At 41.3% G+C, this 14150-nt stretch carries 9 protein-coding genes; 8 read left to right on the top strand and 1 reads right to left on the bottom strand.

From position 1 onward, the window contains the following. Positions 1-4: 4 nt before the first annotated feature. The 4 genes from menD (at position 5) to KSX81_RS28620 (ending at position 4845) form a co-directional block, all read left to right on the top strand. Entirely contained in the window at positions 5-1672 is a 1668-nt protein-coding gene (gene menD, locus KSX81_RS28635; RefSeq protein WP_217725511.1) for a 2-succinyl-5-enolpyruvyl-6-hydroxy-3-cyclohexene-1-carboxylic-acid synthase, read from the top strand. A gap of 3 nt (positions 1673-1675) precedes the next feature. Next, complete coding sequence (gene menB, locus KSX81_RS28630) at positions 1676-2500, top strand: 1,4-dihydroxy-2-naphthoyl-CoA synthase (protein WP_004310001.1); 825 nt, start codon at positions 1676-1678, stop codon at positions 2498-2500. A 172-nt stretch (positions 2501-2672) separates the two neighbouring features. Continuing rightward, on the top strand, positions 2673-3698 hold the full coding sequence (locus tag KSX81_RS28625; protein ID WP_117513583.1) for an o-succinylbenzoate synthase: 1026 nt from the start codon (positions 2673-2675) through the stop codon (positions 3696-3698). Between the two features lie 31 nt (positions 3699-3729). Further along, entirely contained in the window at positions 3730-4845 is a 1116-nt protein-coding gene (locus tag KSX81_RS28620; protein WP_115485207.1) for an AMP-binding protein, read from the top strand. A 372-nt stretch (positions 4846-5217) separates the two neighbouring features. Here the strand turns inward: KSX81_RS28620 and KSX81_RS28615 are convergent, their stop codons facing one another. Beyond that, the gene (locus tag KSX81_RS28615) at positions 5218-5781 is read right to left on the bottom strand and encodes an RNA polymerase sigma-70 factor (protein WP_004302268.1); all 564 of its coding nucleotides are present in this window, start codon (positions 5779-5781) and stop codon (positions 5218-5220) included. 173 nt (positions 5782-5954) lie between these two features. Between KSX81_RS28615 and KSX81_RS28610 the strand changes: the two genes are divergently transcribed. From KSX81_RS28610 to KSX81_RS28595, 4 genes are all read left to right on the top strand, one after another. After that, a complete protein-coding gene (locus tag KSX81_RS28610) occupies positions 5955-7946 on the top strand; it encodes an SUMF1/EgtB/PvdO family nonheme iron enzyme (RefSeq protein WP_217725510.1) in 1992 nt (663 codons plus the stop codon). 95 nt (positions 7947-8041) lie between these two features. After that, the gene (locus tag KSX81_RS28605; protein ID WP_032811819.1) at positions 8042-8962 is read left to right on the top strand and encodes a FecR family protein; all 921 of its coding nucleotides are present in this window, start codon (positions 8042-8044) and stop codon (positions 8960-8962) included. Between the two features lie 254 nt (positions 8963-9216). Beyond that, positions 9217-12510, top strand: a complete 3294-nt coding sequence (locus KSX81_RS28600; RefSeq protein ID WP_217725509.1) for a SusC/RagA family TonB-linked outer membrane protein — start codon at positions 9217-9219, stop codon at positions 12508-12510. A gap of 23 nt (positions 12511-12533) precedes the next feature. Next, positions 12534-14147, top strand: a complete 1614-nt coding sequence (locus KSX81_RS28595) for a SusD/RagB family nutrient-binding outer membrane lipoprotein (RefSeq protein WP_022199280.1) — start codon at positions 12534-12536, stop codon at positions 14145-14147. Positions 14148-14150 lie beyond the last annotated feature (3 nt).

The raw sequence follows: 14150 nt of genomic DNA, 5'->3' as shown, positions 1-14150 counted from the left end.
CATCATGTATACAGACAAGAAGAACATACTCCAGTTGGTTGCGTTGCTCGAGGCGCATGGGATTACTAAGGTTGTGTTGTGTCCGGGTAGTCGGAATACGCCCATAGTACATACTCTGTCTAACCATCCGAATTTTACCTGCTATCCGGTGACGGATGAACGGAGTGCCGGCTATTTTGCCATTGGTCTTGCGTTGAATGGTGGTAAGCCTGCTGCTGTGTGCTGCACTTCCGGTACTGCATTATTAAATCTTCATCCGGCTGTAGCCGAAGCATTTTATCAGAATGTTCCTTTAGTTGTCATTTCAGCAGACCGTCCCGCTGCCTGGATCGGACAGATGGATGGACAGACAGTGCCGCAACCGGGTGTGTTTCAAACGCTGGTAAAGAAGTCGGTCAATCTTCCGGAGATTCATACGGAAGAAGATGAATGGTATTGTAATCGCCTGGTGAATGAAGCCTTGCTGGAGACGAATCATCATGGAAAAGGCCCGGTGCATATCAATGTTCCTATTTCCGAACCGCTGTTTCAATTCACGGTAGATGCACTCCCGGAAGTACGTGTGATAACCCGTTATCAGGGATTGAACGTCTATGACCGTGATTATAATGATCTGGTCGACCGGATGAATAAATATCAGAAGCGCATGATTATCATCGGTCAGATGAACCTTATTTATCTGTTTGAAAAAAGATATATCAAGTTATTATATAAACATTTTGCCTGGTTGACGGAACATATCGGCAATCAGACAGTTCCCGGTATTCCGGTAAAGAATTTCGATGCGGCACTTTATGCCATGCCCGAAGAGAAGATAGACCAGATGGTTCCCGAATTGCTGATTACTTATGGAGGACATGTCGTTTCCAAACGATTGAAGAAGTTTCTTCGTCAGCATCCGCCTAAAGAACATTGGCACGTATCGCCGGACGGTGAGGTGATCGATTTGTACGGCTCATTAACTACGGTGATCGAAATGGACCCGTTCGAGTTTCTGGAGAAGATAGCCAGTTTGCTGGACAATCGGACTCCTGAATATCCCCGTGTGTGGGAAAACTATTGCAAGATCATTCCCGAACCGGAGTTTGCTTATTCGGAAATGTCTGCCGTCGGTACGTTATTGAAAGCCTTGCCGGAGTCATGTGCGTTGCATCTGGCAAACAGTTCGGTGGTGCGCTATGCGCAGTTATACTCCATTCCTTCTACGATTGAAGTTTGTTGCAACCGGGGAACAAACGGCATTGAAGGCTCGCTGTCTACGGCTGTCGGTTATGCGGCAGCTTCCGATAAACTGAACTTTATAGCTATCGGAGATTTGAGCTTTTTCTATGATATGAATGCATTGTGGAATGTCAATGTTCGCTCCAATCTGCGTATCCTTCTACTAAATAATGGAGGAGGAGAGATTTTCCATACCTTGCCGGGATTGGATATGTCGGGTACCTCACATAAATTTATTGCGGCAGTCCATAAAACATCGGCCAAAGGTTGGGCAGAGGAACGTGGATTTCTCTATCTGCAAGCGCAAAATGACGAAGAACTGGCTGAAGCGATGAAAACTTTCACTCAACCGGAAGCTATGGAACAGCCTGTGCTCTTGGAGGTGTTTACCAACAAAAACAAGGACGCGCGTATGTTGAAGAATTATTATCATCAATTAAAACAAAAATAGATTATGTCAACACAAAGAGAGTGGACAACCATCAGAGAATACGACGATATTCTTTTTGATTATTATAATGGAATTGCCCGTATCACAATCAACCGTGAACGTTATCGGAATGCATTTACCCCGACTACTACTGCCGAAATGAGTGATGCATTGCGCATTTGCCGTGAAGAAGCGGATATTGATGTGATTGTAATTACCGGAGCCGGTGATAAGGCATTCTGTTCGGGAGGCGACCAGAATGTGAAAGGACGTGGCGGATATATCGGGAAAGACGGTGTGCCTCGTTTGAGCGTATTGGATGTACAAAAGCAAATTCGTAGTATTCCGAAACCTGTGATTGCTGCCGTGAACGGCTTTGCCATTGGTGGCGGACATGTGCTCCATGTAGTATGTGATTTATCCATTGCTTCGGAAAATGCCATTTTCGGTCAGACAGGTCCTCGCGTGGGTAGCTTTGATGCCGGATTCGGTGCATCTTATCTGGCACGCGTGGTAGGGCAGAAGAAAGCACGTGAAATTTGGTTCCTTTGCCGGAAGTATAATGCACAGGAAGCATTGGATATGGGATTGGTGAATAAGGTAGTACCTTTGGAACAACTGGAAGATGAATACGTGCAGTGGGCGGAAGAAATGATGTTGCTTAGTCCGTTGGCTTTGCGCATGATTAAAGCGGGATTGAATGCCGAACTGGATGGTCAGGCAGGTATTCAGGAATTGGCAGGTGACGCAACGTTACTCTATTACCTGACTGATGAAGCACAGGAAGGCAAGAATGCGTTTCTGGAGAAACGTAAACCGAACTTCAAACAATATCCGAAATTCCCTTAAAATCGGCTTTGCCACAGAGTACCACAGAGTTTGCTTTTCCTGCGTTTAAGCCCGATTTTCTGCAAAGCAAGACTGTGGAGGAGAGAATGGTAGGAGAACTGCAAGAGATATAACTTATTAAAACTTCGTGAGGCTCTGTGTTATTCTGTGGTGAATTGAAAAATTATTCACGATGAATTGTAAAATAGAAATTATTCCCCGATTGCTCCATTTCAAGCAACCTGCCGGGACTTCCAGAGGAACATATACTACGCGTAAAGTTTGGTATCTTCATTTTACCTCGCCTGACTTCCCTGGCAGAGTAGGAATAGGGGAGTGTGCACCTTTGCCCGCTTTAAGTTGTGACGATCTTCCTGATTATGAAGATATATTAAAAAGATTTTGTCGGCAAGTAGAGAAAGAACAAGGAATGTGGGATAAGGATGTTTTATGCCAGTACCCTTCCATCTTATTTGGCTTGGAAACGGCTATCTGGCATTTCTTTGCAGGGAGTTGGGCTTTGTCCGATACGGCTTTTTCTCGTGGAGAGGTAGGGATTCAAATTAATGGTTTGATTTGGATGGGAGATTTTGATCACATGTTATCCCAAATCGAGAAAAAGATGGAAGCCGGATTCCGTTGTGTCAAACTAAAGATTGGTGCTATCGATTTTGAAAAAGAATTGGCGTTGTTACGTCATATTCGTACCCATTTCTCTTCTAAAGAAATAGAGTTGCGTGTAGATGCAAACGGTGCTTTCTCTCCGGGTGATGCAATGGAAAAACTGAAACGTCTGTCAGAATTTGATTTACATTCTATCGAACAGCCGATCCGTGCCGGACAATGGGAGGCAATGGCCCGGCTCACTTCTGAATCTCCGTTGCCGATAGCATTGGATGAAGAGCTGATAGGATGCAACATGCTGGAAGAAAAAAAGAAACTGCTGGCAACCATCCGTCCGCAATATATCATCATTAAACCATCTCTCCACGGAGGAATATGCGGAGGGGATGAATGGATTATGGAAGCGGAAAAGCAACATATCGGCTGGTGGATCACTTCCGCTTTGGAGTCCAACATTGGTTTGAACGCTATCGCCCATTGGTGTGCAACATTCAATAATCCGTTGCCACAAGGATTGGGAACGGGTATGCTCTTTACTGACAATATAGAAGTGCCTCTTGAAATCAGAAAAGATTGCCTGTGGTTTTGTAAATGATAGTATTTAGTGGTATTTAAAGGATATTCTGATGATATTTGATCGACAACAACAGCGCTTGCTACTGGAAGGAAAAGAATACACTTTTGAAGATATAAGCCAACTGATAGCAGGAGGAGCAGAAGCTCATTCTTCTGCTTATTGGGATTTATATCTTTTCCTGAACGAATGGTTTAATGATTCTCCTGTTATTACAGTTCATACATCGGGCTCCACGGGTATACCTAAAGAACTGATGGTACGCAAGGATCAAATGATGCAAAGTGCGCGTCTGACTTGTGAATTTCTGAATTTGAAGAAAGGTGAGTCGGCATTATTATGCATGAATCTTCGTTATATTGGTGCGATGATGGTGGTCGTACGTTCATTGGTTGCAGGTTTGAACCTGATTGTTCGTCCTGCTTCCGGTCATCCGTTGGCGGATATGAAAGAACCTTTGAGATTTGCGGCAATGGTCCCATTGCAAGTTTATAACACGTTGCAGGTTCCCGAAGAAAAAGAGCGATTAAAACAAACGGATATTCTGATTATAGGAGGCGGAGCCGTTGATGAGGCTCTGGAAACGGAGATAAACCATCTTCCGACTGCCGTTTACTCCACTTATGGCATGACTGAAACTTTGTCGCATATTGCCCTTCGTCGTCTGAACGGAGCATCGGCTTCAGAACATTATTATCCATTTCCTTCAGTAAAATTGTCTTTATCCGCAGAGAATACATTAATCATTGATGCCCCTTTGGTATGTGACGAAACATTGCAAACCAATGACATTGCACGTATCTATCCCGATGGAAGTTTTATGATTCTAGGCCGGAAAGACAATGTGATTAACAGTGGAGGAATTAAGATTCAAGCAGAGGAGATGGAGAAGTTGCTCCGCCCGTTTATTCCTGTGTCCTTTGTCATTACTTCAGTTCCGGATCAGCGCTTAGGGCAGGCTGTCACTTTATTATTGGCAGATCAGCCCGACACAGAAGAAATCGGAAATAAACTACATGAAATACTGGAACCTTATTATCGTCCCAAGCATATATTGACAATAGAATCCATTCCGCAAACAGAGAACGGAAAAATAAACCGGGCAGAGTGTCGCATCTTAGCCAAACAAATGTTGATGACGTTTTACCCTCACACCCTCACACCTTGATTCAATCCCTTTATTCATCGGTGTTTCAAGTGTGAGGGTAGAGGTGAGGCCAGGGTGAGGGTAAAAAGTTACCCTCACCCTGGCTCGTCTTGTTCCCAGCTAATTTATACTATATTTCCCTATATATCATACATTGATACTTAGGTATTCTTTTGTTAAGCTCTAATGTTTTACAAGGGCTCACCCATGTGAACAAATCTGTTTACAACCGTAAACGGATTTGTTCACAACTGATAGCTTATCTGTCCACACAAGTAAGCCCCTGCTAACTATTAAGCAGAGTGATATAAACAACAGGACTAATACATATATAGAGTACGACTGTTTTTCAAAAGAAAGGCATATACCAGGAAGAGAACATGAGGATGTAGATTATGCACGAAGAAATAACAAGAGTAATAGTGGCATATACTCCTTTAATTCATTACGTAAAAGTTCCATCGTTTTTTGTTTATATCGATTGATAGACTTCACGCTAAGATTCATCTCTTCTGCAATCTCTGTATGAGTTTTGCCTTCAAAGAAACTTTTAATAAAGACCGTTCGATAGTTTTCGGGAAGTTTGTTTAATGTCTCATACAACATTCTGTATAGCTCATCAAGAGTATATATACTATCCGGTTCTGTTTCATAGACAGGAGCTTTCTTCTGTATATTTTCCGCATAGCTCCATTCATATTCCTGATGTTTCAGGAAATTCAGGCAGCTATTTTTTACGCACATTTTGATGTAAGCTAATGCGGTGTTCGATTGAAGATCAAAAGAATCAGTATCCAGTTTATCCCATAATGAGGTGAATACATCCGAAACGATGTCTTCACGTGTTTCTTTATCATCAACAAACCTTTTTGCATACAAACAAAATGGGGCATAATACTCCTCATAAAGTTGTTTGAAAGCCCGTTCTTTAGTCTGTTTAGAAAAAGATATTTTCATTATTTTGAGGTTCTGTAGTTTTTCATTTCGTTGCAAATATATAATAAGATAATTATCAAAGCCTAATTTTCGATTCTTTTTTTTGCTTTCAACACTAATGAATAGAAAATAATCAGATGAGGCTGTCCTTTTGTATATAGGTTGATTGTATTATATATAAACGGGATTAAAATATGAAAAACAAGTTTTTTTTATTGGCTATAACCTTTTGTTTGCCAATACATTCTCAAGGAGTTTCCAAGTCTTTTATTCCGATGGCTGAAATACCTGCCGGAAGTTTTTATATGGGAAGTGACGGATTAGGCGAAGATTTTGATGAGGCTCCTATCCATCAGGTAATAATCTCTCGCCCGTTTCGTATGGGAATCACTGAAATAACGAATGCGCAATATGAATCATTCCGTCCGGAACATCGGGCATTACGAGGAAAAAACGGTGTTTCGCTGGAAGATGATGAAGCAGTCGTCAATGTGAGTTATTCCGATGCTGTTGCCTTTTGTGAATGGCTTAGCCGGAAAGAAGGCAAAAACTATCGTTTGCCAACAGAAGCGGAATGGGAATATGCTTGTCGGGCAGGCACATACACACTATTTTCTACAGGAGACGGGTTACCTGCAGTTTATCATCGGAATCAAAAAGTGGTTCGTGACTTTGATCCGGTATCTTTAAAAGTAGCCCAGACTCCTCCTAATACATTCGGGCTTTATGATATGCATGGAAATGTGGAAGAATGGTGCTTGGATTGGTATGCTCCTTATTCCGCAGAAAAGCAGAAAGACCCGGCAGGACCGTTGACCGGAGAGTTTCGGGTCACTCGAGGAGGGAGTCATCACACCCCGGAGAAATACTTGCGAAGTGCCAATCGACTGGCTATGCTCCCGGAAGATAAACATTCCCAAACCGGATTTAGAATTGTGGAAGCAGATACTCGTTTGAATGTATCGGGAACATCTGCCCCTGTCCCGTTCAATCAGGAATCTGTAAAAAATACATCTATAAAATGGAAAAAAATATCTGCTATCACACCGATGTTTCTGCCTCCGATACCATTTGTGGTACGTCCGGCATGTGATTCGAATACCCCATTTTATCTGCATAATCATCAGCCTGCAGTTACGTGGTGTGATAATGGAGATTTGCTGGCAATATGGTTTTCTGCAAATGAAGAGAATGGGAGAGGGATGGTAGTACTCGGTTCCCGCTTGCGTGCCGGGCATACTGATTGGGATGTGGCTTCTTTATTCTTTAAAGTTCCGGATCGGAATATGACAGGAAGCGCTTTGCTCAATGATGGAAAAGGAAAATTGTATCATATCAATGGAGTGGAAGCATCGGGTGACTGGCAGAATCTCGCAATGGTACTACGTACCAGCACAGATAACGGTGCTTCATGGAGCACTCCTAAACTGATAGCTCCCGAACATACCAAACGTCATCAGGTAATAGCTGGTACGATTTGCACACGTGAGGGATGGCTGGTTCAAGCCTGTGATGCGGGTCCCGGCAGTCATGACGGGGCAGCTGTTCAAATCAGTAAAGATGGAGGAAAAACATGGTGCGATCCTTGGGATGGCGCTCCTTTGCCAGACTTCAAAGAAGAAGGAACGGGAAGTACAATCGCAGGTATCCATGCGGGGATTGTACAATTAGAGAACGGAAGTTTGATGGCTATGGGGCGTGGTAATAGCATACGGAATAAAGAAGGAAAACTCCGAATGCCAATGAGCATATCAGATGATATGGGAAAGACCTGGAAATATGTAGCAAGCGAACTCCCTCCTATTGACGGAGGCCAGCGTCTTGTTTTAATGAGACTGAATGAAGGCCCTTTATTATTGGTTTCTTTTACAGACCATCCGCAACGTACGCCTTTGGAAGAACGTGGTCTGGAATTTAAAGATAAAAATGGAAATGTGAAGAAAGGATATGGCATGTATGCGGCTCTTTCCTACGATGAGGGAAAAACATGGCCGGTAAGAAAACTACTGACGGACGGTGAATATCGCTTTTTAAACGGTGGAGCATGGACGGGATATTTCGAAATGGATGAAAATCATGCTGAACCACGTGGCTATCTTGCAGGAACACAAACTCCTGATAATGTGGTTCATATCCTTAGTAGCCGATTGCATTACCGCTTCAATTTGGCATGGCTCGAAAAATAAAATAAAAAAAAGTTTGTTTTTGCTGTCCTTTTCCAATTACTTCAGTTGTATTATAAGTGTAATTACAATTAAAAGATAAGATTTTGAAAGAAAATATGGAAAATATGAGTCCGGAATCATTGCTCCGTAAAGCACAAGCATTGGGAGATGATATTAAAGAAATGGAATCCATTGATGTATTGGGTGCCTATTATCAAGCACAAGCCAAACTAAAAACTAATAGAAGAAAGAACATGTATAATCAACTGATGCGTTATGCGGCATTTCTGACTATACCTTTATTTCTCTCTTCTCTGGTTTTGGGATATTTATATTTTAGTGGAACAGAAACCGACGAAAAATATGCAGAGGTGGTAACCGCTACCGGTTCTGTCATACGTTATGAACTTCCAGATCATTCTGTAGTATGGTTGAATGCGGGTAGTACATTGCGTTATCCTACCACTTTCAAGAAAGACAACCGGTTGGTAGAGTTGAAGGGTGAAGCATATTTCGAAGTGCAGGCAGACAAAGATCGTCCTTTCTATGTAAATACTCCGAATGGCTTGAGCGTATATGTTTATGGTACCAAATTTAATGTAGCTGCTTATGAGGATGATAATTATATAGAAACAGTATTGGAAAAGGGTAAGGTAAATGTGATAACCCCCGATCAGGAGACAATTGTATTGGCTCCTGGAGAACAGTTGCTTTACGACAAACAGAGTCAAAAGTCGAAAAAAAATAAAGTGGATGTCTATGGAAAGATAGCTTGGAAAGATGGAAAACTAATTTTCAGAAATGCTTCATTGGAAGAAATCCTGAAGCGTCTGGAACGACATTTCAATGTAGAAATTCAGTTTAACAATAGGTCTGGAAAAGAATATAAGTACCGGGCTACTTTCCGGACTGAAACTCTGTCGCAGATATTGGATTATCTGGCCAGGTCTGCCGATTTAAAATGGAAAATTGAAGAACCGCAACAACAGGCAGATGATACATTATCAAAGACTAAAATTAGAGTAGATTTATATTAGAGTAGTAACCCTTAAAATAAAAGCCCATGGAATAACACAAGAGAATAAAAGAAAAAAGGAAGAAAGCTGCTACCAACAGCTGTCTTCCTCCGAATTTTCCAGATTCACGGTACAAGGTCTCGCAAACACTAGCCGGAATCAAACCATAGTTCATTTAGTAATAAACTTTAGTTAGCCACAAATGTATGAAAAAAAATCATTCATTTACAGCATTATGTCCTAAATATGCTTTAAATCTAAAACTTCCTTTAGTTATGAGGATTAGTCTAGCACTACTTTTCGCAGTAGTATTACAACTTTCTGCCGAAGATGGTTATGCCCAGCGAACGCGGGTTGCCATTTCAATGAACAATGTATCTGTAGAACAGGTACTGAATAAAATAGAGGAGACGTCCGACTATGTTTTCCTTTATAATGATAAAACAATTCAGAAGAACCGTATTGTTTCTGTGAGAAACAATTCAGGTAAGATACTGGATATTCTTGATGAGGTGTTTAAAGGAACCAACATTACTTATACAGTGGTTGATAAGCAGATTATCTTGTCTACCAATAAATTGAATGTAACAGAGCAAGATCCGACTATCCAGGTAAAAGGTACAGTGAAAGATACAAAAGGAGAACCTTTGATCGGAGTGAATGTGAAAGTAAAAGGAACAACTACCGGTGCTATTACAGACTTCGACGGAAACTTTCAGATTCAAGCTAAAAAGGGAGCGGTATTGGAGATCTCTTATATTGGATATGCTTCTCAAGAGGTGAAGGTTGCAGATAATAAATCGCTTTCCATTGTGATGACGGAAGATACCAAAGTCTTGAATGAGGTTGTTGTAACGGCTTTGGGCATTAAACGAGAAACTAAGTCTTTGACATACAATGTGCAGCAGATTGGCGGGGACGAAGTGGCAAAGGCGAAAGATATGAATGTGATGAGCAGTCTTGCCGGTAAGGTGGCGGGTGTGAATATTAATGCAAGTTCATCCGGTATTGGAGGTGGTGCCCGTGTGGTAATGCGTGGTACGAAGTCTATATCCGGTAATAACAACGCTCTATATGTAGTAGATGGAGTTCCTTTGGCTAATATATCAGGTGAACAACCTGACGATCAGTATACAGGTGCCGGACAATCCGGTGACGGATTGGCTAACTTCAACGCTGATGATATAGAATCAATTTCAGTACTTAGCGGATCGGCCGCCGCTGCACTATACGGTTCGGCTGCTGCCAATGGTGTGGTACTTATCACAACGAAGAAAGGGGCTGTAGATAAAACCAGATTGACTTACAGTAATAATTCAACCTTCTATTCACCATTCCGATTGCCGGAATTCCAGAATACGTATGGTTCGGAAACTGGAGAGTGGTATAGTTGGGCATCTAAATTGTCATCTCCTACCGATTATGAAGTTAAAGATTTTTTCCAGACAGGTTACAATGTAGCAAACACTGTAAGTCTGACTACAGGGACACAAAAAAATCAAACCTATGTATCCGTAGGTGCTGTGAATGCCCGGGGTATCATTCAGAATAATGACTTGGACAGATATAATTTCTCTGTTCGTAACACGACCTCTATGCTGAATGATAAACTGACGATGGATTTAAGTTTTATGTATTCTAATGTAAAGGAACAGAATATGTTGTCGCAAGGAGAGTATGCCAATCCATTGGTTCCCGTTTATTTATTTCCGCGCGGTGATGATTTCTCGAAATATCAGTATTATGAACGATATGATGTAGACCGTAACATAAAAACACAGTTTTGGCCATTGAAAGAAAATGGATTATCCATGCAGAATCCTTACTGGATTACGAACCGGAATATGTATACCAACAAGAAAGACCGTTTTCTGGCAAGCGGTTCACTAAAATATACGATAACAGATTGGTTGAATGTTTCCGGACGCGTGAAACTGGATAAGGAAACTATCAACTCGGAAAAGAAAATGTATGCTTCCACTTTGAATGTGATTGCTGAAAACTCGGATAAAGGAGCATACGTGCAATCGAACAAGAATACCAGTCAGATATATGCGGATGCCATGTTGAATATCAATAAATATTTCTATCACGACACATGGAATCTGACAGCATCTTTAGGTGCCAGTTTATTGGATTTGGATTATAAGGAGCTTAATTTTGGAGGAGGATTACTGACCATTCCTAATCTGTTTACTTCTAACAATGCGAATGTTTCCGGTAAATTAACCTATAAAAATACGAACTATCACGACCGTACCAATTCTTTATTCGGAACATTCTCATTAGGATATAAGGGCATGGTTTATGTAGATGGTTCGTTACGTAATGACTGGATATCTGCTTTGGCAGGAACAAACCATTCTTCCATATTATATCCTTCTATCGGTGCTTCAGCAATTCTGACTAATATGTTTACAATGAAATCTAACATTCTTTCTTATGCAAAGGTTCGCCTTTCATATAGTGAGGTGGGTAATGCACCGGAAAGATTCAGAGCTATCACTACGTACGCAGTGTTGGGAGGATTGAATACCACTTCTTATTTCCCGATAAAAGACCTTAAACCGGAGAGAACTCATTCATGGGAAGGAGGATTTAATTTAGGTCTGTTTGATAATAAACTGACACTGGACGTGACAGCTTATAAGACATATACGGAGAATCAGCTCTTCAGTCCGGAAATTTCTACAACAACCGGATATTCTAAATTATATGTAAATGCAGGTAAAGTAACGAATAAAGGTATTGAGTTAGCTCTTGGCTTTAAACAGAATATAGGGCCTGTAGATTGGAAAACAACTTTACTATGGTCGCTCAACAGAAACCGCATTGACCAATTACTCCCTGAATATACAAATGAAGAGTTGGGAGTGACAGTACATCTGGACGAAATGGATGTTTATTCATTAGGCGGTGCCAAACAACGGCTAACAGTAGGGGGCTCTATGGGAGATGTATATGTGAATACAATGAGAACTGATGAGCATGGATATATCTGGATGAATTCAATGACGGGTACATTGGAAACAGATAAGAATAATTATGTCTATGCTGGTAATACCAATCCGAAATATACTCTTAGCTGGAGAAATGAATTTAATTGGAAAGGAATCAGTCTCGGATTTATGTTGAATGCCCGTGTAGGTGGTATCGGAGTTTCTGCCACTCAAGCTGTAATGGACTATTATGGAGTGTCTAAAACATCGGCAGAAGCGCGGGATAATGGTGGCGTGAAAGTAAACGGTCAGATGATTGATGCCCAGACATGGTATCAGACTATCGGAGCTAATGGTACAGGTTATGTAGGTTCTATGTATGTATATAGTATGACGAATGTTCGTTTGGGAGAATTGACATTGGGATATGATATTCCGATCAATAAATGGTGTAAATGGATTTCTGGATTGAATGTGTCCTTTGTAGGACGTAATTTATGGATGCTGTATTGTAAGGCTCCATTTGACCCGGAATCTACTGCAAGTACAGGTACTTATAACCAGGGTATGGACTATTTCATGCAACCGAGTTTGAGATCGATGGGATTTTCTGCAAAGATTTCTTTCTAATTGGATAACCTTTAAAAAAAATAATGATGAACATACGTAAGTTTTTTAAAGTAAGGAACTACTACTTACTCCTTGGAGTAATCATGATAAATGTAGGTTGTACGAAGAATTTTCTGGAGTACAATACCAATCCTAATGAAGCAACCGATGAGATGACGGATTGGGATAATGTGAGAACTGGTTCTCTTCTTTTACAGATGGAGCAGAACGTACTGGTGGTAGCACAACCGGGACTTAATATCGGTTCGGACAGATATCAGACTGTGGAAGTGATGGGTGGAGATGGTTATGTCGGCTATTTTGGTTTTCCTGCTCCCAGTATCAATTCTGCCGGTCGTTACAATTGGGATAAAAGAAGTTGGTATGGTGATATGTTCACTACCAATTACCTGACGACTATGAATGCCTGGCGTGAAATAAGAAAAGCGATTAACAATGACGAAGATCCCCGGTTTTCTATGGCGCAGATTCTGAAAGTAGCGGCAATGCACCGTGTGACAGATACCTATGGGCCTATTCCTTATTTGAATTTTGGAGTTTCAAAAGAAGTGCCTTATGATTCGCAAAAGGATGTTTATTACAGATTCTTTGAAGAATTGGATGGAGCTATCAATAACTTGGATAGTTATGCTGCATCCGGAAGTAAAGTTTTGTCATCATGGGATTGTGTGTTCAACGGTGATGTTACATCTTGGATAAAGTTTGCCAATTCACTTCGTTTGCGTCTTGCATTGCATCTTGCCTATGTGGATGAAACAAAGGCAAAAAGTGAAGCCCAACTGGCTATTGGCAATAGTTATGGATTGATGAATGTGAAGTCTGATTTAGCAGAACTTCAGCATATTACTCCGATAGCGACTTATGAAAGTCCTCTGTATATTCTGAAAGGATGGGATGATATTTGTATGGGAGCGACGCTGGATTCATACATGAATGGTTATCAGGATCCACGACTTTCTGCTTACTTCGAGGCAGGTACGGGTGGAAAATATCGGGGTATAAGAGCCGGAATGTCAAAGGACGTAAGTAAGGATAAATATATAACAGGAATCTTTGCCGAACCACAGGCAACCGCTACTTCCAATGTAGTGTGGATGCGTTCATCTGAATCATATTTCTTGTTGGCGGAATATGCTTTGCGTTGGGGAACGAATGCCGATGCTAAAAAGTATTATGAAGATGGAATAAGAATGTCTTTTGATGAACATGGTGTATCAGGAGCTGACGCGTATCTGACAAGAACTGCGGCGGGTGGATATGTGCCTGCCAATTATGAGGATCCGGTGACATCATCTCATTCCATGGATGCTTTGGGGACTGTTTCTATCGCTTGGGATGAATCGGGAGATTTTAAAACAAATCTGGAACAAATCATTACTCAAAAGTACATTGCTCTTTATCCGGTGGGACAAGAGGCATGGACAGAGTTCCGCCGTACCGGTTACCCGAAAGTATTTCCGGTTGTTGTGAACGAAAGTTCCGGAGGTTCTGTAGACACAAATATACAAATCCGCAGATTACCTTATCCGGAATCGGAATATAATACGAATAGAACAGAGTTGGATAAAGGCATCACACTTTTAGGTGGCGTAGATAACCCGGGTGTCAGATTGTGGTGGGATGTGCCTAATAAATAATTG

Origin of the sequence: Bacteroides sp. MSK.18.37, assembly GCF_019129155.2 — a bacterium.
Taxonomy (GTDB): domain Bacteria; phylum Bacteroidota; class Bacteroidia; order Bacteroidales; family Bacteroidaceae; genus Bacteroides; species Bacteroides ovatus.
The sequence above is the reverse complement of the archived record's forward strand: the minus strand, read 5'-3'. Positions and strand labels throughout refer to the sequence as shown.

What these genes read in the sequence shown, in the direction of transcription:
- KSX81_RS28625 (WP_117513583.1), top strand. Translation starts at nt 2,673, where the DNA reads ATGAATTGTAAAATAGAAATTATTCCCCGATTGCTCCATTTCAAGCAA.
- KSX81_RS28620 (WP_115485207.1), top strand. Translation starts at nt 3,730, where the DNA reads ATGATATTTGATCGACAACAACAGCGCTTGCTACTGGAAGGAAAAGAA.
- menD (WP_217725511.1), top strand. Translation starts at nt 5, where the DNA reads ATGTATACAGACAAGAAGAACATACTCCAGTTGGTTGCGTTGCTCGAG.
- menB (WP_004310001.1), top strand. Translation starts at nt 1,676, where the DNA reads ATGTCAACACAAAGAGAGTGGACAACCATCAGAGAATACGACGATATT.
- KSX81_RS28610 (WP_217725510.1), top strand. Translation starts at nt 5,955, where the DNA reads ATGAAAAACAAGTTTTTTTTATTGGCTATAACCTTTTGTTTGCCAATA.
- KSX81_RS28600 (WP_217725509.1), top strand. Translation starts at nt 9,217, where the DNA reads ATGAGGATTAGTCTAGCACTACTTTTCGCAGTAGTATTACAACTTTCT.
- KSX81_RS28595 (WP_022199280.1), top strand. Translation starts at nt 12,534, where the DNA reads ATGATGAACATACGTAAGTTTTTTAAAGTAAGGAACTACTACTTACTC.
- KSX81_RS28615 (WP_004302268.1), bottom strand. Translation starts at nt 5,781, where the DNA reads ATGAAAATATCTTTTTCTAAACAGACTAAAGAACGGGCTTTCAAACAA.
- KSX81_RS28605 (WP_032811819.1), top strand. Translation starts at nt 8,042, where the DNA reads ATGGAAAATATGAGTCCGGAATCATTGCTCCGTAAAGCACAAGCATTG.